General features: G+C 47.3%; 19 protein-coding genes. 10 read left to right on the top strand and 9 right to left on the bottom strand.

Annotated features, from left to right (window positions below; translation table 11 throughout):
• Positions 1-125: 125 nt before the first annotated feature.
• From VRK_RS12670 to VRK_RS12650, 5 genes are read right to left on the bottom strand one after another with little or no spacing between them, the layout of a single operon-like run.
• Positions 126-1736 carry an ABC transporter ATP-binding protein gene (locus VRK_RS12670; protein ID WP_059121701.1) on the bottom strand — a complete coding sequence of 537 codons (1611 nt, stop codon included), beginning with the start codon at positions 1734-1736 and terminating at the stop codon, positions 126-128.
• Positions 1733-2776, bottom strand: a complete 1044-nt coding sequence (locus VRK_RS12665; protein WP_059121700.1) for an ABC transporter permease — start codon at positions 2774-2776, stop codon at positions 1733-1735. Before VRK_RS12665 ends, VRK_RS12670 begins: the two co-directional genes overlap by 4 nt.
• Positions 2777-3862, bottom strand: a complete 1086-nt coding sequence (locus VRK_RS12660; RefSeq protein ID WP_059121699.1) for a microcin C ABC transporter permease YejB — start codon at positions 3860-3862, stop codon at positions 2777-2779.
• Positions 3863-3870: 8 nt separating this feature from the next.
• Positions 3871-5691, bottom strand: coding sequence for an extracellular solute-binding protein (locus tag VRK_RS12655; protein ID WP_059121698.1), 1821 nt, complete (start codon positions 5689-5691; stop codon positions 3871-3873).
• A gap of 13 nt (positions 5692-5704) precedes the next feature.
• Positions 5705-6229 carry an NUDIX hydrolase gene (locus VRK_RS12650; protein WP_059121697.1) on the bottom strand — a complete coding sequence of 175 codons (525 nt, stop codon included), beginning with the start codon at positions 6227-6229 and terminating at the stop codon, positions 5705-5707.
• 284 nt (positions 6230-6513) lie between these two features.
• On the opposite strand from VRK_RS12650, the gene VRK_RS12645 reads away from it, so the two are divergent.
• Positions 6514-7224 (top strand): hypothetical protein, encoded by a 711-nt coding sequence (locus tag VRK_RS12645; protein ID WP_059121696.1) that lies wholly within the window; start codon positions 6514-6516, stop codon positions 7222-7224.
• Between the two features lie 117 nt (positions 7225-7341).
• Here the strand turns inward: VRK_RS12645 and VRK_RS12640 are convergent, their stop codons facing one another.
• Together VRK_RS12640 and yjjG are read right to left on the bottom strand one after the other, a co-directional pair.
• A complete protein-coding gene (locus VRK_RS12640; protein ID WP_059121695.1) occupies positions 7342-8043 on the bottom strand; it encodes a GntR family transcriptional regulator in 702 nt (233 codons plus the stop codon).
• Positions 8044-8176: 133 nt separating this feature from the next.
• Positions 8177-8851: a pyrimidine 5'-nucleotidase gene (gene yjjG / locus VRK_RS12635; RefSeq protein ID WP_059121694.1), complete on the bottom strand. Its 675-nt coding sequence runs from the start codon at positions 8849-8851 to the stop codon at positions 8177-8179.
• Between the two features lie 137 nt (positions 8852-8988).
• On the opposite strand from yjjG, the gene VRK_RS12630 reads away from it, so the two are divergent.
• The 5 genes from VRK_RS12630 to VRK_RS12610 all read left to right on the top strand — a co-directional run bounded on the left by VRK_RS12630 (position 8989) and on the right by VRK_RS12610 (position 16196).
• A complete protein-coding gene (locus VRK_RS12630) occupies positions 8989-9930 on the top strand; it encodes a LysR family transcriptional regulator (protein WP_059121693.1) in 942 nt (313 codons plus the stop codon).
• Positions 9931-10012: 82 nt separating this feature from the next.
• Positions 10013-10663, top strand: a complete 651-nt coding sequence (elbB, locus tag VRK_RS12625; protein ID WP_059121692.1) for an isoprenoid biosynthesis glyoxalase ElbB — start codon at positions 10013-10015, stop codon at positions 10661-10663.
• A gap of 405 nt (positions 10664-11068) precedes the next feature.
• Positions 11069-12472, top strand: coding sequence for an ethanolamine ammonia-lyase subunit EutB (locus VRK_RS12620; RefSeq protein WP_059121691.1), 1404 nt, complete (start codon positions 11069-11071; stop codon positions 12470-12472).
• The gene (eutC, locus tag VRK_RS12615; RefSeq protein WP_059121690.1) at positions 12469-13338 is read left to right on the top strand and encodes an ethanolamine ammonia-lyase subunit EutC; all 870 of its coding nucleotides are present in this window, start codon (positions 12469-12471) and stop codon (positions 13336-13338) included. The genes VRK_RS12620 and eutC overlap by 4 nt, the downstream gene beginning before the upstream one ends.
• A gap of 239 nt (positions 13339-13577) precedes the next feature.
• Positions 13578-16196: a pectinesterase family protein gene (locus tag VRK_RS12610; protein ID WP_059121689.1), complete on the top strand. Its 2619-nt coding sequence runs from the start codon at positions 13578-13580 to the stop codon at positions 16194-16196.
• 147 nt (positions 16197-16343) lie between these two features.
• Here VRK_RS12610 and folE read toward each other — a convergent pair whose 3' ends face one another.
• On the bottom strand, positions 16344-17000 hold the full coding sequence (gene folE, locus VRK_RS12605) for a GTP cyclohydrolase I FolE (protein ID WP_059121688.1): 657 nt from the start codon (positions 16998-17000) through the stop codon (positions 16344-16346).
• A gap of 259 nt (positions 17001-17259) precedes the next feature.
• Here folE and moeA point away from each other — a divergent pair, with 259 nt between their 5' ends.
• From moeA to VRK_RS12590, 3 genes are all read left to right on the top strand, one after another.
• Positions 17260-18495 carry a molybdopterin molybdotransferase MoeA gene (gene moeA, locus VRK_RS12600; protein ID WP_059121687.1) on the top strand — a complete coding sequence of 412 codons (1236 nt, stop codon included), beginning with the start codon at positions 17260-17262 and terminating at the stop codon, positions 18493-18495.
• Positions 18496-18506: 11 nt separating this feature from the next.
• Positions 18507-19277, top strand: a complete 771-nt coding sequence (gene moeB / locus VRK_RS12595) for a molybdopterin-synthase adenylyltransferase MoeB (protein WP_059121686.1) — start codon at positions 18507-18509, stop codon at positions 19275-19277.
• 84 nt (positions 19278-19361) lie between these two features.
• Positions 19362-20198, top strand: coding sequence for a sulfurtransferase (locus VRK_RS12590; RefSeq protein WP_059121685.1), 837 nt, complete (start codon positions 19362-19364; stop codon positions 20196-20198).
• Positions 20199-20399: 201 nt separating this feature from the next.
• Here the strand turns inward: VRK_RS12590 and VRK_RS12585 are convergent, their stop codons facing one another.
• Complete coding sequence (locus VRK_RS12585) at positions 20400-21389, bottom strand: sugar-binding transcriptional regulator (RefSeq protein WP_059121684.1); 990 nt, start codon at positions 21387-21389, stop codon at positions 20400-20402.
• Positions 21390-21823: 434 nt separating this feature from the next.
• Here VRK_RS12585 and tal point away from each other — a divergent pair, with 434 nt between their 5' ends.
• Positions 21824-22774 (top strand): transaldolase, encoded by a 951-nt coding sequence (gene tal / locus VRK_RS12575; protein WP_059121682.1) that lies wholly within the window; start codon positions 21824-21826, stop codon positions 22772-22774.
• Positions 22775-22839: the final 65 nt, after the last annotated feature.

Raw genomic sequence — 22839 nt, 5'->3', positions numbered from 1 at the left:
CGTCGGTTTATCGACATCTCTTCTGCATATACTGACGACATCGATCATGCACCTGAGTGCTTGCCGCTTTCTTAACCAAAGCGGCTTTTTTTTTGATCATCATTCACTCAGACGATATTCACTTCTTATGAAAATGAAGATAATGCCACCAGCTCCCGGGTGTATTCATGTTGCGGATCGGTAAAGAGTGTTTGGGTCTCTCCCTGTTCAATCATTTTCCCCTCACGCATCACAATAGTGTAATGACACAATGATTTCACAACATTCAGGTCATGACTGATAAATAGGTAAGTCAAACCGTGCTTTTGCTGCAACATTTTCAGCAAATCCAACACCTGCGCCTGCACCGTCCGATCAAGTGAAGAGGTCGGTTCATCCAACAGAATAAACCGGGGCTGTAAGATTAGCGCCCGGGCGATCGCAATCCGCTGCCGTTGACCACCGGAAAACTCATTTGGATAACGATAGCGACTGTGTGGATCAAGCCCGACTTCAGCCATCACTGCGCAAATTTGTCGGTCGATCTCCGCATCACTCAAGCACTGATGAACCCGCAATCCTTCACCAATCACCTGAGCGACGGACATTCTTGGGTTGAGTGCCGAGAATGGGTCCTGAAATACCACCTGCATCTGATGACGAAATGGCAACATCCCTTGACGATCCAGTGACTGTAATTCAGTTTCGCGAAAACGAATCGAACCTTCGGAATGCAGCAACTTGAGAATCGCTAATCCGGTCGTTGACTTGCCTGAGCCACTCTCTCCGACCAAGCCGATTGAGTGTCCTTCCCGTAGATTAAACTGCACATCCGTCACCGCTTTGACGTAGCCGACAGTACGCTTGAGTAATCCGCCTGTCATCGCAAACCAGACTTTCAGATGCTCAACCTGAAGCAAAGTCGGCGCATCGGCAGCCACCGTGACCGGCTTTCCTCTCGGCTCGGCATGAATCAACTGATGGGTATAGGGATGTTGAGGTGCAGCAAACAGTTGCTGGGTTTCACCGGTTTCGACCAGACGTCCCTGTTGCATCACGGCAACCCGATCGGCGATCCGTCTGACAATGCTCAGATCATGGGTAATAAACAGCATTGCCATCCCCAGTTCTTGTTGCAGCGCTTTCAAGAGATCAAGAATCTGAGCCTGAACCGAAACATCCAATGCCGTGGTCGGCTCGTCGGCAATCAATAACTCCGGTTCATTGATCAATGCCATCGCAATCATCACCCGCTGCCGCTCACCGCCGGAGAGTTCATGCGGATAAGCATTGATTTTCGTTGCCGGCTCACGAATGCCAACTTTTTCTAACCAGCTCAGCGCAATGGTCTCCGCTTGGCGAGTCCGAACGCCCCGATGAATCGCCAGGGTTTCCACCAACTGTCTGCCAACCTTGTGGAGCGGATTCAGTGACACCATCGGCTCTTGAAAAATCATCCCGATCCGGCCACCGCGAATCCCGCGTAATTGCCGGGCTGAACAAGTTAACGTGTTGATCCCGTCAAAAAGAATTTCACCTGCACAATAGTGTGCGGCATGAACAGGCAATAACTTGAGAATCGCATTGGCGGTCACCGATTTTCCGGAACCACTCTCACCCACCAACGCGAGCGTTTCCCCTTGACGGATAGAGAAACTGACCTGATGCGTCACTTGTTCGATACGCTCTTGCTCGGCTCGATCTTGACGACGAAAACCAATCGACAGGTTCTTTACACTCAATACATCCTGACTCATGCGTGTTTCCCGTACTGATGTGGATCGAATGCATCGCGCACGGCTTCACCGATAAACACCAATAAAGTCAGCATCAACGATAAAACCACAAAGGCTGATATACCTAACCAAGGCGCCTGAAGATTCGCTTTCCCCTGCGCCAGCAATTCCCCGAGTGATGGTGAGCCCACCGGCAGACCGAAACCAAGAAAATCCAGTGACGTTAATGTCGTGACCGAACCGGAGAGAATAAATGGCATCATTGTCAATGATGCCACCATCGCATTCGGCAGCATATGGCGGCGCATAATCTGGTGATCAGAGACCCCCATCGCCTGTGCGGCTCTGACATAATCAAAATTACGACAGCGCAAAAATTCAGCCCGCACCACGCCAACCAGACTCATCCAGCTAAACAGCACCATAATCCCCAGTAACCACCAGAAATTCGGCTCGACAAAACTCGACAGAATGATGAGCAAAAACAGCGTTGGCATCCCGGACCAAATTTCGATAAAACGCTGGCCGAACAGATCGATCCATCCCCCGTAATATCCTTGAATCGCACCGACCCCGACACCAATCACGGAAGAAACCAGCGTGAGGACAAACCCAAATAAGACCGAAATCCGAAAGCCATAGATAATCCGGGCCAAAACATCCCGTCCCTTATCATCTGTTCCGAGCCAGTTAACCGCATCCGGCGGTGACGGTACGCTGCCACTGTCAATATTAAAATTAATGGTGTCGTAACTAAACCGAATCAACGGCCAGACAATCATCCCTTTCTCACGAATCAATTCATCCACGTAAGGATCGGTATAATCAGCTTCCGTCGGAAATTCACCACCAAACTGTGTTTCCGGGTAGACATACATGATCGGGAAATACCAGTGATGGTCATAGGAAATGAAAAGCGGCTTGTCATTGGCAATCAGTTCGGCAAACAAGCTGATCACAAACAGGAGACTGAAAATCCACAGCGACCAGTAACCCCGCCTGCTCTTTTTGAAACGTTGCCAACGCTCCGCATTGATTGGATTCATCTTAATCAACGTCATTCAACGAGCCTCAAAATCAATGCGCGGGTCAACCCATGTATAGGTCAAATCTGAAATAATCCCCAGTATCAACCCCAGCAAAGTCATAATATAAAGAGAACTGAATACCACCGGATAATCACGCTGTATAGTCGATTCGAACCCCAGCAAACCAATCCCATTGAGCGAAAACATCACCTCAATCAACATCGAACCGGTGAAAAAAATACTGATGAACGCACTGGGAAAACCGGCAATGATAATCAACATTGCATTCCGAAAAACATGCTGATACAGAATACTGCGCTCATCCAGCCCTTTCGCCCGGGCGGTAACCACATACTGTTTATTAATCTCATCAAGGAACGAGTTCTTCGTCAGCATCGTCAAGGTCGCAAATCCACCGATCACCATCGCTAAAATCGGCAATGTCAGATGCCAGAAATAATCCCCAATCTGTTGATACCACGTCAATTGTTCAAAATTGTCTGAAACCAAGCCCCGCAATGGAAACCAGTCGAAATAGTTGCCACTGGCAAAAACAATAATCAGCAAAATCGCAAACAGGAAACCGGGAATCGCATACCCGATAATAATCATCGCACTCGACCAAACATCGAAGCGCGAACCATGGCGGATCGCTTTCATGATCCCGAGCGGAATCGAAATGAGATAAATAATTAAGGTACTCCACAAGCCCAACGAGATCGAAACCGGTAAGCGCTCCTTGATCAGCGTCATAACATCGCCACCTTTGAACAGGCTTTGACCAAAGTTGAACGTGGCGTAGTTTTTGAGCATTTCGATATATCGTTCCAGCAGTGGCTTATCAAAACCGAACTGGCGTCTAATTTCGGCAACCACTTCGGGATCGAGCCCTCTTGAGCCTTTATATCCTGAATGTCCGGCTTTTTCGTCTGAAAGGGATACATCATGACCACCACCACCGAGCCGCTCCATCACCCCTGAACCGAGCCCCTGCATTTGCGCGATCGCCTGCTCAATGGGCCCACCGGGGGCTATTTGGATAATAAAAAAGTTAATGGTGATAATTGCCCACAACGTCGGGATCACTAACAATAACCGACGGAATATATATGCAGCCATAATTCCCTCTAATGGCTTTTACCGCTTGCCAACGCCTGTTCTTTTGCCGCTGAAATCCACCAGCTATCCACACCGAGCGAATATTTCGGCATCACTTGCGGACGTTCAAACTTATCCCACATCGCAACATGATAAGTACTGACATACCATTGAGGAATCATATAAAAATTCCACTGCAACACTCGATCAAATGCACGCCCCAGCGCGACCAGTTTTTGGGCATCATGCTGATTCGCGGCAATTGCTTCGGTGAGTTGATCAACAGCCGGATCTGAGACCCCCGCCTGATTGTACGTTGAGTTGATGAAACCGGAATTCCAGACGATCATTAGATCCGATGAAGGATAAGCGTTCGCACTGTACCCTCTGGAAATCATATCGAAATCTCTGTCACGGAGACGTTTGGTATATTGTGTGGTATCCACGGTACGGATGTTCATGATAATCCCCATCCGTTTTAAATTTTTCTGTAACGGGATGGCAATACGCTCATCGGTCGGATTATAAATTAACAACTCAAATTTGAATGGCTGACCACTCTTCATATGAGTCATGACACCATCTTTAATTTGCCATCCAGCAGCTTTAAACAGCTTGAAAGCCTGACGCATCTGCTTGCGAATTTGTCCGGAACCATCCGTCACCGGCGGTTGGTAGGCTTGGGTAAATACCCGGGGCGGGATCTCGGCTTTCAACGGGTTCAGAATCTTCAGCTCCGCCTCAGACGGCAGTCCTTTGGCTTCAAACTCAGTATTCTGGAAATAACTTCTTGTCCGCGTATATTGGTTATAGAACATATGTTGATTCATCCACTGAAAATCCAGTGCATAGGTCAACGCTTCTCTGACACGCCGGTCTTGAAACACAGGCCGGGTAGTATTAAAAACAAATCCTTTTGCCGGTGCCGGTTTCTGATGCGGAATTTCTTCTTTAAGAATATGACCATTATCGAAATTCACCCCGGTATATGCAGTCATCCACTGTTTGGCATTGGTTTCCTGACGAAAATCAAATTCACCGGATTTGAAAGCCTCCAGCATAACTGTATCATCCCGATAATAATCGTACTGAACCACTTTAAAGTTATTCCGCCCGACATTCACCGGTAAATCACGAGCCCAATAATCATCCACCAACCCGTAAGTCACACTTTGTCCCATTTTGTAATCGATGATTTTGTAAGCACCACTGCCGATCGGCGGCGTCGCAAGCGGTTCGGCAAAGTTCTTATCTTTCCAGAAATGCGCGGGTAATATCGGAAGCGTTTCAGCAATACTGAACAACTTCTCCCGGTTGGGTTGTGACATTTCAAACCGGACGGTTCGATCATTGAGGGCTTTTACTGATTTGACATCTTTATAATAAACGCGGAATTGAGGCACGCCTTCGGTATTCAATTTGTTAAAACTAAATGCGACATCATGAGCTGTAATCGGTATCCCGTCATGGAAACGCGCCTTGGGATTCAAGTCAGCCTCAAGCCAGAGATAATCATCCGAATAACGAATTTTGGTTGCAATCAACGGATAGTAGGTATCGATTTCATCATCGGGAGAAAACATTAAGCTATCGTATAGCTCTCCACTGGCAACCGCAGGAACACCCCGTGAGGCATAGCGGTTAAAATTATCGAACGTCCCGATTTGACCATAAGTGACTTTACCGTACTTCGGCGCATTCGGATTGACATAATCAAAATGCCTAAAGTTCTCAGGATATTTCGCCTGACCATACCCGACCAAACGGGTCGTCTCAATCACTTTGCCAAAACTGGCCATACTGAAGATCATCAAGCCACAACTCAATATAGCCAGTCTTACTTTACCCATATGATTACTTTTCCTAAATCAATAATTCTTTTGCAGCCAACCGGAGCAGAAACGTTTCCCGCTCCAGATTCTCCCCATGGTGGGATGGATCCATCAACGCCTGTTCATTATGCGCAATTGCCTGATGAATATCGAGCCAAACCGGGCGACTACCATTTTGGATCTCATAATCTTCCGGGGTTGGTTTTCTCAATTGATCATCGACTTTGCAGGCATAACAGTAAGATACCATATGTACAACCTGACCGACTTCAGTACCTTGCGGCCGGAATTCTTCATAAATGCCTAAAGGTTGGATATTGTGCACATTGCGGGCACCGGTCTCTTCTTGCAACTCACGAATCATGCCGACAATCGGATCTTCACCTTTTCTTAACCCGCCTCCCGGTAGGCTGTAATCATCAAAACGGTCGGTATACAGTGCTAAAACTTCGTTCTGCTTGTTCAGTACAATCGCTCGACTAGCCAAACGAACTTGTGTCTGAAAATCCTTCTGGGCTTGCACCACAGGATCGACTGATGTGGCCAGATGTTTCATAAAGGCTTCTCCTTGTCTGTCCTTGCTAATCAATTGTAAATGCTGATGACCATTGGTCATAAAAAACAATAAGTTAGCAAAAAATAAAATGCAAAATTTTCAGTACCTCGAGTTCCATATCTCGAAGCAGCCGGACCAAAATACCATGAATCAGGGATGATTACTGTTTGATCAGACATATTTTCTCACTTTGCACTGCAGCACACGGTCAGTGAACAATACATATAATATGTCTTTGATTAATAATATAAATCTATAACTATTATCAATAATAGGTGACTACTATGAAAAATCAACACTCGTCGTCATCGATTCATGCTCAACATGAACAACACGAGAAAACAAAACAAATATGGATTGATACCGGTATGTTGATATTGGGCGTCCTCGGATCAAGCCTGCTGGCAGTTGCATGTCTCTGGTTGGACTACCTTTACGGTGATCACTATATTGGTGAGACTTCAGTTACCGAGTATGTCCAACAGATTCTCTTGGGTATTGCTGTTGTTGCGTTTTATCGAATCAAGGCTGGTCACGAGAGCTTGCGCCATGCGGCTATCCTGATCAGCGGCTTCTTTATGGTCTTATTTATCCGAGAACTCGACTTTCTGTTTGATTATATATGGCATGGTTTCTGGGTTTACCCTGCAGTCTTCGTCACGATCGGTGCTTTGGCTTATGCATGGAAAGGAAAAAATCAGGTTCTCCATGAGATGGCTGAAATTCTTAGCGTCCCCAATATGCGTTTATTGGTCTGTAGTGTCATCATCTTGATCTCGTTTTCCCGACTCTTTGGGATGGGAAGTTTCTGGCATATGGTGATGCAAGATGACTATGTTCGCAATGTGAAAAACATTGTCGAGGAAGGTACCGAGTTACTCTGCTATGCACTAATCAGTTATTCGGCAGTCTCAACGCAACTGTTCATGAAAATCCGTTATGCCGTGATGCAACAGCGTAAGCAAATCAATGTCAATGAAGGTATTTATCATTAAATAAACCATATCATTCAAACTGAGCGTCGGGATGTTTCATATCAAATGAAGCATCCCGAAACTTTTCTCGACAGGCCAACCGATTCAATTCACACCAATCAATTGGCAGCAACCTATTCATTGGGACGAATGCGCAGCATTTGAGGTCACGGTTAAAGTATCATGCCGCCATATGGATATTTCCGCAGCAACAGGGTGTTCACCACGATATACTTTTCTTTCAATCACAACTGCCGGAGTTCCCGGAGCTGCATGAAGCATCACCGCAGTTTCCCCAGTCAGGCAACCGACAGTGACGCTGTCACTAACACTAATATTGTGCAGTGATTCTCGCTGCCGGAGCCATGCAAACAGCTCTTCCGGTGCATCAGAATTCATGGCTGTATGTTTCTCTGCATGAACCCAGTAACGAACCAGACAAACCGGACGCTTCTCCAAGTAACGCAACATTTCTACTGCATAAACTTCAGCAAAAGGACCCAGTTGCAGCCAGCCACTCACCTGTTTATTCGCCAGTGTGTTTTTTGCCCGGATAACCGACAAGCTTACCTGACGCTCCTGTTTTTCGGCCAAGACGAGAAAGTCTTCAGCCGTTGATAAGGGAAAGTTGATACGTGGTGGCGCTATAAACCAGCCGCGGCGATCTTCCCGGTAAATCAATCCTTCGGTTTCCAGCAACGACAAAGCTTCACGCAACGTCACTCGGGTGGTGGCGAATGTTTCTGCCAGTTGTCGCTCTGAAGGCAATTTCTGCCCGGCGGCCAACATGCCCTGCTCTATCTGTTCTGCAATGGTTTCTTTAATTTTAATATATTGCACAAATAACCAACTCAAAGTGACATTGTCACAACAACCAATCGATACACCCAATTTAACGGGCTTTATCTACAGATACAATGAGATATTTTTTGTAGTACCGATCAAATCATGTCCGGCTGTATTCCGGTGATGTTCAGGCAAAAATTACCGCTGATAATTCGGTTAAAGATTGGATTTCATAGTGACAAACAACATTGTCGGGAATCGGTTGCTGAGCACCATTCAACCAGCACGTGGTAAAACCATATTGGTGGCCGCCCTGTATATCTGCCAGTGGATTATCACCAACCATCAGCACTCGGCTTTTTTCGGGATAACCGATCTGTTGATGCGTATAGGCAAAAATCGCCGGATCCGGCTTGGCGACACCGACCTGCTCAGAAACCGTCACTTGAGCAAAGTAGTCGCTCAAGCCATGCTTTTCCAGCCGATGGGATTGTAAGTCGATAAAACCATTGGTAATAATCCCGAGCTGAACCTGTCCGCGTAGCTGCTCCAGTAAAGCTCTGGCTCCGGGCAGTAATGTAGAGATTTCTGCCATGGCCTGAAAAAAGCTAAGATTCAAGGCTTCGGTCGTCAGGCCCAACCGTGCAGCCCACATCGTAAAACGCTGATGTTTCAGTGTTGCCGCATCAACTTTTCCGTCTTGATAATCGCGCCACAACTGCTGGTTTTGTACTTGATACTGTTGGAAATCTTCAGGGGTAAAGTCCACACCAAGGGAGGAAAACATTTTCTTCAACCCAGTAAACGCATCAAAGTGAAATAAAGTCTCGTCCGCGTCAAATAAGATCCAGTCAAATTTCATAAATTATCCTTTTGTATCATACTGCTCACCTTCACCACGCCTCTGTCGATCATTTGCGTACAATCAGTTTATACTGTTTTTGAATTTGCTATAATCCCTCGCTAAAGAAACTAACTGTTTCCTGTAGGTCAACATCAATGATTAGCCCTAAATTTTCTTCATTACCGATTTTCGTTGCTGTTGTCGAATTGGGCAGCTTTTCCGCAGCAGCCAACCAGCTCAATATTACCAAGTCAGCGGTCAGTAAACGTCTGACCCAGCTCGAAGAGATTCTTGGTGTGCGGTTATTTCATCGTACCACGCGAAAAATTCATCTGACTGAAGCCGGAGAAAGACTCTATTTTTATGCATCTCAGTCTCTTTCCTATGCAAAACAGGGGTTGGATTCAGTACTAGAACTTCAGGGAGAACCTCAGGGAACGCTGAAAATAGCGACACCCATGTCGTTTGGCGTTCGCCATATTGCCCCTTATATCAGTGAATTTATGCAGCAGTATCCAAAGCTCGACATCGAAATAGAGCTTGAAGATCAAATGGTGGATCTGTTACAGGGCGGATTCGACCTCGCGATCAGAATTGGCCGTTTACCGGTATCGAATATGATTGCCAAACGTCTCACCGATTGCCAATCCGTGCTGTGTGCATCTCCCGAGTATATCGCTCAATTCGGAGTACCGGAACACCCTGCTGATCTCCGTTATCATAACTGCCTGCTCTATTCATACTTTCGCGGCGGTCAGGCTTGGACATTCCACCAGCGGGGCAAAGAATATAAGGTTGTTCCCAAAGGGAATTTAGTCATGAATAACAGCGAAGGGATTCGTCGGGCAGTGCTGGATGGCTTAGGAATTGCACAACTGCCGACATTTATCATCGGAAAAGATGTAACCGCAGGGCTTCTGGTCCCCGTGATGTCTCGCTATCACCTACCAAATCATGCAGTCTATGCTGTCTATCCGGACAGACAATATCTGCCGCATAAAGTGCGTCTTTTTATTGACTTCATTCAAGCAAAATTCGGCATCGATACGCCATATTGGGATCAGGCATTATTGGAATCAAGTATTGAAACAGATTGAACCGACAGTCTCAGCACGTTAAAAATCATGCTAGGCTTATACACAAATCACGACACAATTGAATAACAGAAAGGATTACAACATGAAAAAGATAGCTGTCATTTTAAGCGGTTGCGGCGTCTTCGACGGAGCGGAGATCCACGAAAGTGTTCTGGCACTGCTTGCTATCGAGCGCCAAGGTGCAAGCTGGCATTGTTTTGCTCCCGATATTGAGCAACACCACGTCGTCAACCACAAAACCGGTGATGTCACCGAAGAAAAAAGAAATGTTCTGACAGAGTCTGCCCGCATCGCTCGTGGTCAGATTACCGATCTCTCCACCATCAATCCCGGTGAATATGATGCCCTGCTATTACCGGGAGGATTTGGTGCCGCGAAAAATCTGACTGATTTTGCTATCAATGGCGCAGAATGTAGTATTAACACCCACGTTGCTTCTGCATGTCGTGCTTTCGCCCAATCAGGAAAACCCGCCGGTTATCTGTGCATTGCCCCGGCAATCATCCCAATGATTTACGAAGCAGGTGTCCGCGGCACACTTGGCCATGATCCCGATATGGCCGCTGCATTTCAGGCACTGGGCGGTGAGCACATCGATTGTCCGGTTGACGACATTGTTTATGATGAACGCTACAACGTATTATCAACCCCCGCCTATATGCTGGCCGGGAGTATTTCAGAAGCCGCCTCGGGTATCGATAAACTGGTCAAAAAACTCGTCGAACTGGCTTAAGTTTATGAGGATTATCGGTTATCAATCATCCGATAAGGCAACCGAAAAACGATCGGCATCCCCGATCGTTTTTTGCTGTTGACGACCAAACCATACAATATCCTATCTCTCGGCACGTATCGCACTTATCTGGTGCAAAGCCATCATACAATGATTCAGCAATGGGCAATCATCTCCCCATTCGCGCAAATAACATTATCGCTCCGACATAAATTCATTTTAATCTACTGAATTTTAAACACTTTTATCCCTGTTATTTTTAACCGCACAATTGGAATGAATTTCGCTATCGTCCATTTGTGATCAGAGTCATTTGGTACTCAGAACAATCAAACGTTCCGTCTGGTAAGACACCGTTGCTCAGACTATTTTTGAACCATAACAATAACCAGTGATGAGGATGTTATGCCGACCCATTATCGATATCAGCTTGGGACACATCTCTACCAGTTTGCCAGTCTGGCTGAAGTCATGGCCAAAGCTTCACCACTCCGTTCAGGTGATCAATTGGCTGGTGTGGCTGCCCAATCGGCGGAAGAACGGGTGGTTGCCCAAATGGTACTGGCAGACCTGCCATTAAAAGTTTTTTTGAATGAAGCCCTGATCCCGTATGAGCAAGATGAAATCACACGATTAATCATCGATGAACACGATGCCGCAGCCTTCACGACAATTGCTCATCTGACTGTCGGTGATTTTCGCAACTGGCTACTGCAAGAAACAACCACTGCTGTCGAACTGGCTCGGATCCGAGCCGGCGTAACCCCCGAAATGGCAGCGGCCGTCAGTAAAATCATGCGTAATCAGGATCTGATACTAGTCGCCAAAAAATGTCATGTAATCACACAATTTCGCAACACTATCGGTCTGAGCGGCCATTTATCGACCCGTTTGCAACCGAATCACCCTACCGACGATATGAACGGCATTGCCGCATCCATCTTCGACGGCTTGATGTACGGTAATGGTGATGCGGTTATTGGTATCAATCCGGCAACCGACAATGTCAAACAAGCCATGAAACTGATGCATTTAATGGATGATGTCATTCAGCATTATGAAATTCCCACCCAATCCTGTGTCCTGACGCATGTCACGAATACGCTTGAGGCAATTGAACTAGGCGCACCGGTCGATTTGGTGTTCCAATCGATTGGGGGAACTGAATTGACCAACCAAGGCTTCGGCATCAACCTCAATCTACTCGCTGAAGCCCATGATGCAGCCCTGAGCCTCAAACGAGGCACGGTCGGCCACAATGTGATGTATTTTGAAACCGGTCAAGGCAGTGCGTTGTCCGCCAACGGGCATCATGGTATCGACCAACAGACCTGTGAAGCGCGCGCTTATGCAGTGGCGAGAAAGTTTGATCCACTGCTGGTCAATACTGTGGTTGGCTTTATCGGCCCTGAATATCTGTTCGACGGCAAGCAGATTACCCGTGCCGGTCTTGAGGATCATTTCTGTGGCAAACTGCTCGGGCTGCCGATGGGATGCGACATTTGCTATACCAATCATGCAGACGCAGATCAGAATGATATGGACAATCTGCTCACGCTGTTAGGCGTTGCCGAGTGTTCCTTCATCATGGGGATCCCCGGCTCTGACGATATCATGCTCAATTATCAGACCACCTCTTTTCATGATGCGTTATATGCCCGTCAGGTGCTCAGTTTACGGCCGGCACCGGAATTCGATGCATGGCTGAAAAAAATGCAGATCGCACCGTCCGATAACCATACCCAGTTGTGCGATACCTTACCCCCGTCATTTGCCCGGCCACTTCAGCTCATTCAGGAGGTTTCATGAATCCCCGCCACCTTTCGCGACATCCTTCAGACGATTCCGGAGAAGCCTATGTTCATCACGATCCTTGGGAGAAATTACGCCAGTTTACTCATGCCCGAATTGGAATTGGCCGTGCAGGGACCAGTATTCCAACCCAAGCATTACTCCAGTTTCAGTTATCTCACGCCCAAGCCATCGATGCGGTGCATGTCCCTTTAGACGTTTCAGACTTATGCCACCAGTTTGAGGCAAATCCGCTGTTCTCGCCCTATCTGCCCGCCTTTGAACTCCATAGTCAGGCACAGCACCGAATGGAATACCTACAACGTCCGGATTATGGGCGCTGTCTGAATGAAGCTTCTGTTTATCAGTTGCAGCAATATCAGCAACCCGAAACAGAATTTGATCTCGCGATTGTGATTGCTGACGGCCTGTCCTCCTATGCAATCACCCATCACGCTGCGCCATTTCTGACACATTTACTTGATCAATTGCATCATGATCCGCACCACAACTGGCGTATCGCACCACTGTGTATTGTTGAACAGGGGCGTGTTGCTGTCGGTGATGATGTCGGTGCAGCATTGAATGCCAAAGAAGTTCTGGTATTGATTGGAGAACGCCCCGGACTCAGCTCTCCGGATAGCATGGGGCTTTATCTGACATGGCATCCACACCGGGGCACGGAAGATTCTCTGCGTAACTGCATTTCAAATGTGAGACCGGAAGGGCTGGACTATCAACAAGCCGCCCACAAATGTTTCTACTTGCTTACAGAATCCCGGCGTCTGCATCAGACCGGTGTCGGACTCAAAGATCGCTCAGAGGATAACGCCCTGCAAGCCGGAACTGCACCAACATTCTGTCTGGTCAATATGCAAAAATAATCCACTTCATCAACGTCTTATTGCCTTTCTGAGTGATCAGAAAGGTATGCCCTCCGTTTATCCGGATATTTCATTTATCAATGTATTCCCGTTCACATATTGACCATTCTATTACTCATCCGTGGCTTGCGTATTCATTTGATCACAGTTAATCTGTTCTGAATATTATAAAATAAAACACCATTTCAAAATAAAAATAAATAAATTTTATTTTACCCAATAACAGAAGGAACCTCTGTATGAATCACCTGACCACGACAGGTTTAGGGCTCACCTCCCTCCTCTGTCTTTCTTCTGCCATCGCAGCCCCACTCTATGACACTAAAGTCGCATTAGATGGTTCTGCGGACTTTACTTCAATCCAGCAGGCCATTAACAGTGCTCCGGATGATGGAAAACCGTACGTCATCTATGTCACCAATGGGATCTATCACGAAAAACTCAATGTCTCTCGTCCTCATATTATGCTCATCGGTGAAAATCGCGATCAGACGATCATTACTGCCACAACCGCCAATGGCACATTGGATAAAAATGGCAAGAAATACGGCACATCCGGCAGCCGTACTGTGTACATTAATGCTGCCAATTTCACCGCCCGTTCTCTGACCATCGAAAACGGGTTTGATTTTCCGGCCAATCAGGCCAAAAGTGATGATGATCCGACGAAGATTCGTGGGACACAGGCCGTTGCGCTATTGGTTTCCACCAAAGCGGATCGCTCACAGTTCAAAGATGTCCGGCTGGTGAGCTACCAAGATACGGTCTATCTGCGCGCGCCACATACCTATGTTGATAACTCCGTGATTACTGGCACCGTCGATTTTATCTTCGGTGAAGGCACGGCTCTGTTTGAAAACAGTCAGTTGATCGCCCGGTATCGTGATGATGTGACGCCGGGTAACACCCAAGGTTATCTGACCGCCCCCAGCACGAACATCAACTCTCCTTTCGGCCTGGTATTTAAAGATTGTCAGTTATCCAAAGAAGCTGCGGTTCCGGCTGCGAGTTATGGTCTCGGACGCCCTTGGCATCCGACCCGGACATTCGAGGATGGTCGTTATGCCGATCCGAATGCCATCGGTCATACGGCTTTCATCAATTGTGATGTGGATGATCATATTTTTGGCTGGGATAAAATGAGCGGTAAAGACATCCATGGCAATGTTATTTGGTTCTACCCTGAAGACAGTCGCTTTTGGGAATATCAGAATACCGGAGCCGGCACAGCCGATGCTTCCGATACAGCGAGACGACAACTGAGTGATGCCGATGCGACACAGTATACCCGCAGTCATATTTTGGACGGCTGGCAACCCGATGTTTCTCTCGGCCCACAAAGTATGCTCAAGGGTCAGGTAATTCATTCGCGGATGACTTTCCCTGCCAAGGTTCGTCTGAAAGGCAGCAGCGGTCAGACAGCGACCACTTTGACCGATTCCGCCGGATATTACCAAGCATCAATTGCAGGTATGACCCCACCGGTTCTGGTCGCAGTTGATGATCAAAGTGGCTCTTCCTGTCTGCACAGAGACACTTACCAGTCAGTCTGTGCCAGCGCTTTGATCAGTGACATCAATAATAACGGCACGACCATCGGTAACGTCAATCCGTTCAGTGATCTGATTGTCTCCGTACTTGCTGCGCATGAAGGGATTAACGGTCCGGCATTACTCAATGAAATGGATAAGCTACCGGCCTTTTCGGCAGCGGTACTACAACAAGCACAGCAAAATTTCACAACGGCCTTCCAGTCTGTTGCCGAAGCATATGGCATCGATGCTCAGCAATCGTGGAATCCCGTCAGTTATTCGGATCTCTATGAGCCGGTCATTCGTAAACTTGCCAGTCAGGTTATCCATAATCGCGGCTATGACACTAAAACTGGATTAACAGCCAAAACCTACCTGACCGACCTGTCATTTCATTCGATCCTTGCCGCAAATACGGTCGCAGGATACCAAATTACCGGTGAACAGCTTGCCGACACCAAACAGTTGATCCAGTCAGCCAAACGCCGGATCTTTCTGGTCGGCGATTCAACCGTCTCCAACTACGACAATGACGTTTATCCGCGTATGGGATGGGGGCAGGCATTTGCGGACATGGTATCCAATGGTCGTCGGTTACAAGTCGTCAATGCCGCTCGCTCGGGGCGAAGTTCAAAAGATTTCATCAATGGCCGCTGGCTCAGCCAGATCGAGCCACTTGTCCGGCCTCATGACTTCCTGCTGATTCAATTTGGACACAATGATGAGAAATGCAACGGTGCCAAAGCGGGACGAGGTACTGTTGATGTGGCAAACTTATGTACCTATCCGAACGATGGCTGGGGTAATCCTCAGTACCCATTTTGGGCATGGCACGACTCCTTTCAGCACTCGCTCGAAAGATACCTAAATTTTGCGCGTCGTCATCATATGCATCCGGTGTTGATTACCCCGGTTCCCCGTGCGAAAAGCATTCATGGCGGTAATGGCACACCAATCACGCCACAGCAGCATATTACGGCACAAAATGCAGATAACGGCTATCAATATGTCGGAAACTATACCCAAACCATTGAAGACACGGCACGTCTCAATCATGTACCGCTGATCGATCTACAGGCAATGGTGATTGATATGGTCAACCAGACCAGCGGTGACGAATGGAAAAATATTTGGCTTGCTGTTGATCCGGTACAATATCCATACTACGCCGATAAGACCGGTTCACTCGCAAAACCGGACACCACCCATTTTCAACAGCAGGGCGCACAACGGATTGCCCGACTGGTGATTCAGGCCATCCACCACAATCCATCACTGCATCATCTCGCGCGACAACTTCCCCGTCTGTCGCATGACAATTTCTGATTCAGGCACTTTCTGATTCAATTGTTTGCATGACTAAAGTGTTGTATGACTAAAGTATTTGCAACACCCATAAAAAAACCGAGTGTGAACCACTCGGTTTTCTCTTTGAATTTGTTCTTCAATCTTCTGGTTTGAATTGCTCGGTATTTAACCTAAGAGACCATGAAGAAATTCGGACCGGGTTGCCGGATTCGACTTGAACAATCCCCCCAGTGCGGTCGTCGTCGTTTCACTGGTTGCATCCATCACGCCACGGGCTTTAACACAATAGTGGGTCGCATCAATCGTCACCGCGACATCATCTGTTTCTAACAGCACTTGTAATGCCACCAGAATCTGCTGGGTCATTCGTTCTTGCACCTGTGGGCGCTGGGAAAAGAAACGAACAATCCGGTTAATTTTCGATAAACCGATAATTTTGCCTCGGGGAATGTAGGCAACCGCTGCTTTTCCGTCAATAGTGACCAAATGATGTTCGCAGGTACTGGTCACGGTAATGTCTTTAACCCGAACCATCTCACTGACTTTCATTTTATTTTCAATCAGGGTGATCTTCGGAAAATTTTGATAATCCAGGCCGGAGAACACTTCATCCACATACATTTTGGCAATACGATGCGGGGTCTCTTCAAGGCTATCGTCAGTTAAATCCAGTCCGAGCAGATTGAGAATCTCACGCATGTGATATTCTATTTTTTCTTTCTTCTCTTCTCGTCCAATCGGATTCAAACGCATCGGCGTTTCTAAACCACGATGTTCGAGTGCATTTTTGACCAGCAAAGCAGACTCGCTCAGACCTGACATGACATAACCTCTCTTGATTCAACCCTTCCTCCGGATGGCTGACAAGGATACTCGGAATTTGTCATAATTACATCCACAATTTAAGGCAGGAAATCAGAACCGTCTCATCACATAATAATTGATGAATTCATCCGTAGACCTGCCGCATTAAAAAGTGCAATACATTGCATTAAAATATTCATGAAAGCACACTCGGTATGAAACGATTCATGCTAAAGTAACCCCTCAAAATTATATAACGCGAATTAGGATAATAGATATGGGATGCTGTGATACCCAAGGACTTCTCCCGATTGAAGATGCGATTCAAACCATGCTGGCTGATGTTTCTCCGCTAAAAATCAGTCAAAAACTTCCCCTCGAAACGGCATTAGGTCATGTGCTCGCCGAAGATGTCCGCTCTCCGATTGATGTCCCCCCTTTTGATAATTCAGCAATGGACGGCTATGCAGTCCGGACTCAAGACCTCACCACAACAGACACGCTCCCGCTGGCGGGAAAAGCATTTGCCGGGCAGCCTTTTAGTGGCGAATGGCCGGAAAAGACCTGCATTCGAATCATGACTGGCGCTCCCGTCCCCACCGGTTGTGATGCCGTGATTATGCAGGAGAAAACCGAAGCAACCCCAGAAGGGATTCACTTCCTCACCTCTCAGGTGAAAGCGCAGGCCAATATTCGTCCTCAAGGTGATGACCTCAAACAGAATGAGGTTGTGCTCCCTGCCGGCAGCCGTCTGACCGTCCGGGATTTACCACTACTGGCATCATTGGGGATTAGTCAGGTACTGGTGTTGCGCAAACCTAAAGTTGCGATTTTCTCAACCGGGGATGAACTTAAACCTGTGGGTGAAAAGCTCGACGCAGGACAGATCTACGACAGTAATCGTTATGCCATTCGCCCTATTCTCGAAAATTTCGGTTGTGATGTGATCGACTTAGGGATCATTCCCGATAATCAAACGCAACTTACTGAAACATTCCAACAAGCCCAGTCGCTTGCGGATGTTGTCATTACATCGGGCGGCGTAAGTGTCGGAGAAGCCGACTACACCAAAACCATTCTCGAATCGCTCGGTAAAATCAATTTCTGGAAAATCGCCATTAAGCCGGGTAAACCCTTTGCTTTCGGTAAACTGAATCATTCGCTATTTTGCGGACTCCCCGGGAATCCGGTTTCTGCGGTGGTAACTTTATATGTTTTAGTTCAGCCGATGCTCGCCAAACTCGCAGGCCATACCCAATGGCGGGCGCCAGCGCAAATGCAAGCAGTCAGCAAGGTTTCATTTAAAAAATCCCCCGGCCGGACCGATTATCAACGCGGGATTTTCAGCGTCAAGAATGGGCAAATCGTCGTCGATAATGCGGGGAATCAAAGTTCCGGAGCATTCCGTGCAATGAGTACCGCCAACTGTTTCATCGTTCTCGAACAGCAACGTGGCTCAGTTGAAGCCGGTGAAACCGTCACCATCGAACCGTTTAATCCAGCGTTATATTAGAGAGAAACAAAATGACGACGCATGACGAGTTGCTCAGTGATGACGAGCATCTGCGCTACAACCGCCAGATTATCTTAAAACAGTTTGATTTTGAGGGACAAGAAGCGCTCAAACAGGGGCGGGTGCTGATCATCGGTGCCGGCGGTCTGGGGTGTGCAGCCAGTCAATATCTTGCCAGTGCTGGCGTTGGCAACATCACACTGGTCGATGATGATGTGGTGGAACTATCCAATCTCCAGCGACAAATTTTACATACCGATCAGGATATCGGACGGCTAAAAGTCGATTCTGCGGCAGATTCGCTGCGCCAATTGAATCCTTATCTTCAGATTGAAACGATTGCCCGACGGCTCGACGAACCTTCGCTATTGGCACTGATGGCACATCATGATGCCGTACTGGATGCCAGTGACAATATCGCCACCCGTAATCAGCTCAATCAACTCTGTTTTCAAACCAAGACACCGCTCATCTCCGGTGCGGCAATCCGTATGGAAGGTTTCTTAAGTGTCTTCACTTATCAAACCGATGAACCTTGTTATCAATGCTTCAGTACATTATTTGGCAATCACGCGCCGACTTGTGTCGAAAATGGCGTACTCGCGCCAGTCGTCGGGGTGATTGGTGCGATGCAAGCACTGGAAACACTCAAAGTTTTGGCGAATTATGGTCAGCCGCTGCGAGGCAAAGTGCTGTTATTAGATGCGATGACGCTGTCATGGCAAGCCATGAAACTCCCCCGGCGAGAGAACTGCCCGGTCTGTTGCAGTACAGCTGATTGATACGATTTAAGTGACGATGTCACTTTTTATATGCAAATGCTCCCGGATGAAGCGATTACTGTTCAAATAGAAGGAATATCAACCATGTCACCACTTGTCTCACCGCAATGGCTATCGGAACACCTCTCTGACCCGAAACTGGTCATCTTAGATAGCAGTATTGCCTTTCAAATCCCCTCAGAAACTGAGAAAGATACCGTGCATAACATTCCCGAAGCACGGCGCTTTGATTACGATAAGGTATTTTGCGATCCGGATAATCACCTGCCACATATGATGCCGAGCGAGAGTCGTTTCAATCAATGTGCCCGCCAAATCGGACTCAATCAGGACTCGCTGATCGTCGTCTACGATAACAGCGGAACAATGGCATCTCCCCGGGCGTGGTGGATGCTCAAGGCAATGGGACATGAACACGTTTATATTCTCAACGGTGGTCTGGCCGAATGGAAACGCCAAGGTCATCCGCTTGCAACAAGCTTTCAGATGCCCTCAGAACCCGGTAATTTTTCCGGAACGCTCACCCCCGGTTTTTTTGTAAATGCCGAGTATGTACTCGGGCAAATCATGCAGCAAAACAGCCTGACAATTGATGCCCGCTCTCGGGCACGTTTTTCGGGAACAGTTGCCGAACCCAGAGCCGGTATCCGTAGCGGTCATATTCCTTATTCGATCTGTGTGCCGTTCACATGTCTCATTGACGGACACACACTGAAATCGCCGGAAGCACTGCGCACTGTATTGCAAGAAACGCTGCCTCACGACGCTGAAGAGTATATTTTCAGCTGTGGCTCCGGCGTGACAGCCTGTATTGTGCTGCTGGCAGCTTATATCTGCGGTTATCAGAATCTGAAAGTTTATGATGGCTCATGGACCGAATGGGGAGCATCGCAGCATCCCATTGCAACAGATGAATCCTAAAAAAGAGCAGCGGATGGCGAATGAGCGAAAACTGACATGCCATCACCGTGCGCTGTCTCGACTCACTGTTTCTGAATCCATCCCATCGGCTATATATACCGGGCTGGACTGATAAGGGATAAATGGTAACGATGACAGGCACTCAGGCTTCAAGCATGGCGCGATAAGTCGCACCGCTTGAAGCACAATGTTGCTCGGTGATCATTCGGATTTAAAGCTCATTTGCTCATCAAGGTTGAGAATGGTCAGCGCGTTAGAAACACTGGTCGCAATCACATCAATGGCACCGGTTCGCAAAGCCCCTAATAGCGCCAAAGGTTTACTATTTTCTGCGGCGATGGCAATCACCTCAGCAATCGGTCTGAATTCTTCAATACTTAATCCAATGATTCGATCACTCATCACTGTTTTGGCTATCTGTCCATGAATATCAAAAAAGTCATATCCGGCGAAATCACCGACTACCCCCTGCTCCAAACGAGACTGAACCACTTCCTGCGGGGTAAACCAGCCCAAATCCACCATATAACTGTTTTCACTCATATCACCAATACCGACCAGTGCAACATCCGCTTTTCTGGCTAAATCCAGCGTTTGCTTAATGGTATCATTCTCCATAAATGCCAGTTTCTGCGCCCGGTTCACTGCATATGCCGGTGCATAGAGCGTCTCCGATGTGCCACCATATTTTTTCGCCAACTGGCGGCAAATATGGTCTGCGTTAAACATACCGCCCCGTGGGTGAATCCCACCGATACTGCAAACAAATTTGACGTCTTTGGGTGAAATCACCCCGACATGGTGGGCGACAGCAGAGACATTCCTCCCCTGACCCACGGCGATTACCTGACCATTTTTGAGCGAACTGGATAAGTAATTGGAAACCAGTCCGGCAATTTGCTGGCGTTGTTGAGCCTCGTTCGGCTGATCCAATGCAATGAGGGCGCGCTTAATCCCAAACCGCTCAATCAATCGCTGTTCGACTTTGGCACTGAATACCGGATGATACTTCACCGTAATTTCAACAATGCCCTCATCCCGGGCTTGTTTCAGCATCCGCCCGACTTTGGCTCTGGAGATCGCATATTTCTTGGATATCTCTTCCTGAGTTGCTCCATCCTGATAATAGGCAACCGAAATCTCTGTCAGTAGATCCGAATCCTCGACGGATATCTCTTGCAATCCCGTCATATATACCTCCAATACATCTGGCTCACAGCAGTGATGATTTACCCACTCAGAACAATTTAAGTGACGGCGATATCATCATGATCAATGTTTACCTATATACCAAATGTTCACCAGTAAAACAAATGCTCATAAGGAACGACCATATTTTTAACTTAAAAATGATGCTCATTTGAGAAAACAGCGGTCGGAGAACAGAAAAAACTCACTGCATTTTCTGAATATCGGTGCTACCCGGAAGAAATTTATGATAGCCGTTGACTTTCTCAATCGATCAGATAAATATGGATTCATCATTTACTCAACATTTGATCATATGTTCAGAACAATGATACAAATGTTGAAGATTTATCAAGCCAGCTCTTGAGACAGGCAGCCTCATAATGCCATGTTTATCTCTCAGCTGTGCTTTTGGCCTAAAAGAGGATGATCGGAATATGAGCAATCAACTAGAACAACTTCGCAAATATACTACTGTCGTTGCTGATACCGGCGAGATTGATGCCATCAAAAAATATCAGCCCCAAGATGCAACAACGAACCCATCGTTGATTCTAAAAGCCGCCCAGATTCCTGAGTATGCAGCATTTATCGATCAGGCAGTCGCTTATGCCAAGTCTAAAAGTGATGACAAAGCACAACAGCTTGAAGATACCAGCGACATGCTGGCCGTGACGATTGGTAAAGAGATCCTGAAAAGTATCCCCGGCCGTATCTCGACTGAAGTCGATGCACGCCTGTCTTACGATACCGAAAAAACGATTGAAAAAGCTCGCAAGCTCATCGGCCTGTATAATGATGCAGGGATCAGCAATGACCGCATTTTGATTAAAGTCGCTTCCACATGGGAAGGGATTCGTGCCGCTGAAGTGCTCGAAAAAGAGGGCATCAACTGTAACCTAACCTTGTTGTTCTCTTTTGCGCAAGCCCGAGCTTGTGCAGAAGCCGGTGCTTACCTGATTTCACCATTCGTCGGCCGTATCATGGATTGGTACAAAGTGAAAGAAGGCCACGATTTTGCAGCGAATGAAGATCCGGGTGTTCTCTCTGTTACAAAGATCTACAACTACTACAAAGAACATGGTTATAACACTGTCGTGATGGGTGCCAGCTTCCGTAATACCGGTGAAATTCTCGAACTCGCTGGCTGTGACCGTCTGACCATCAGCCCACAGTTACTCCAGACACTGGAAGAAACCGAAAGCCAAGTCGATGTCAAACTCACACCGACGACTCGTATTCAGGAACGTCCGCAACCAATGACTCACGCTGAATTCCTGTGGGAACACAATCAGGATGCGATGGCGGTTGAGAAACTGGCTGAAGGGATTCGCAACTTCGCGATTGACCAAGGCAAACTGGAAGCGATGATCAGCAAACAGCTTTAAGATATTTGAGAGGACTGAACCAACAGTCCTCTTTCTATTTATACCGCTTTTAATCTTCATTTAAT

Origin of the sequence: Vibrio sp. MEBiC08052, assembly GCF_001506075.1 — a bacterium.
Lineage (GTDB): Bacteria > Pseudomonadota > Gammaproteobacteria > Enterobacterales > Vibrionaceae > Vibrio.
This window is presented reverse-complemented; position numbering and strand designations above follow the sequence as displayed.

Bases quoted from the DNA above. Each gene is read 5' to 3' on its own strand.
- eutC (WP_059121690.1), top strand. From the start codon at position 12,469: ATGAATCCCCGCCACCTTTCGCGACATCCTTCAGACGATTCCGGAGAA.
- VRK_RS12645 (WP_059121696.1), top strand. From the start codon at position 6,514: ATGAAAAATCAACACTCGTCGTCATCGATTCATGCTCAACATGAACAA.
- moeA (WP_059121687.1), top strand. From the start codon at position 17,260: ATGGGATGCTGTGATACCCAAGGACTTCTCCCGATTGAAGATGCGATT.
- VRK_RS12660 (WP_059121699.1), bottom strand. From the start codon at position 3,862: ATGGCTGCATATATATTCCGTCGGTTATTGTTAGTGATCCCGACGTTG.
- VRK_RS12610 (WP_059121689.1), top strand. From the start codon at position 13,578: ATGAATCACCTGACCACGACAGGTTTAGGGCTCACCTCCCTCCTCTGT.
- VRK_RS12620 (WP_059121691.1), top strand. From the start codon at position 11,069: ATGCCGACCCATTATCGATATCAGCTTGGGACACATCTCTACCAGTTT.
- VRK_RS12670 (WP_059121701.1), bottom strand. From the start codon at position 1,736: ATGAGTCAGGATGTATTGAGTGTAAAGAACCTGTCGATTGGTTTTCGT.
- VRK_RS12630 (WP_059121693.1), top strand. From the start codon at position 8,989: ATGATTAGCCCTAAATTTTCTTCATTACCGATTTTCGTTGCTGTTGTC.
- yjjG (WP_059121694.1), bottom strand. From the start codon at position 8,851: ATGAAATTTGACTGGATCTTATTTGACGCGGACGAGACTTTATTTCAC.
- folE (WP_059121688.1), bottom strand. From the start codon at position 17,000: ATGTCAGGTCTGAGCGAGTCTGCTTTGCTGGTCAAAAATGCACTCGAA.
- VRK_RS12655 (WP_059121698.1), bottom strand. From the start codon at position 5,691: ATGGGTAAAGTAAGACTGGCTATATTGAGTTGTGGCTTGATGATCTTC.
- VRK_RS12585 (WP_059121684.1), bottom strand. From the start codon at position 21,389: ATGACGGGATTGCAAGAGATATCCGTCGAGGATTCGGATCTACTGACA.
- VRK_RS12665 (WP_059121700.1), bottom strand. From the start codon at position 2,776: ATGACGTTGATTAAGATGAATCCAATCAATGCGGAGCGTTGGCAACGT.
- VRK_RS12650 (WP_059121697.1), bottom strand. From the start codon at position 6,229: ATGAAACATCTGGCCACATCAGTCGATCCTGTGGTGCAAGCCCAGAAG.
- moeB (WP_059121686.1), top strand. From the start codon at position 18,507: ATGACGACGCATGACGAGTTGCTCAGTGATGACGAGCATCTGCGCTAC.
- tal (WP_059121682.1), top strand. From the start codon at position 21,824: ATGAGCAATCAACTAGAACAACTTCGCAAATATACTACTGTCGTTGCT.
- elbB (WP_059121692.1), top strand. From the start codon at position 10,013: ATGAAAAAGATAGCTGTCATTTTAAGCGGTTGCGGCGTCTTCGACGGA.
- VRK_RS12590 (WP_059121685.1), top strand. From the start codon at position 19,362: ATGTCACCACTTGTCTCACCGCAATGGCTATCGGAACACCTCTCTGAC.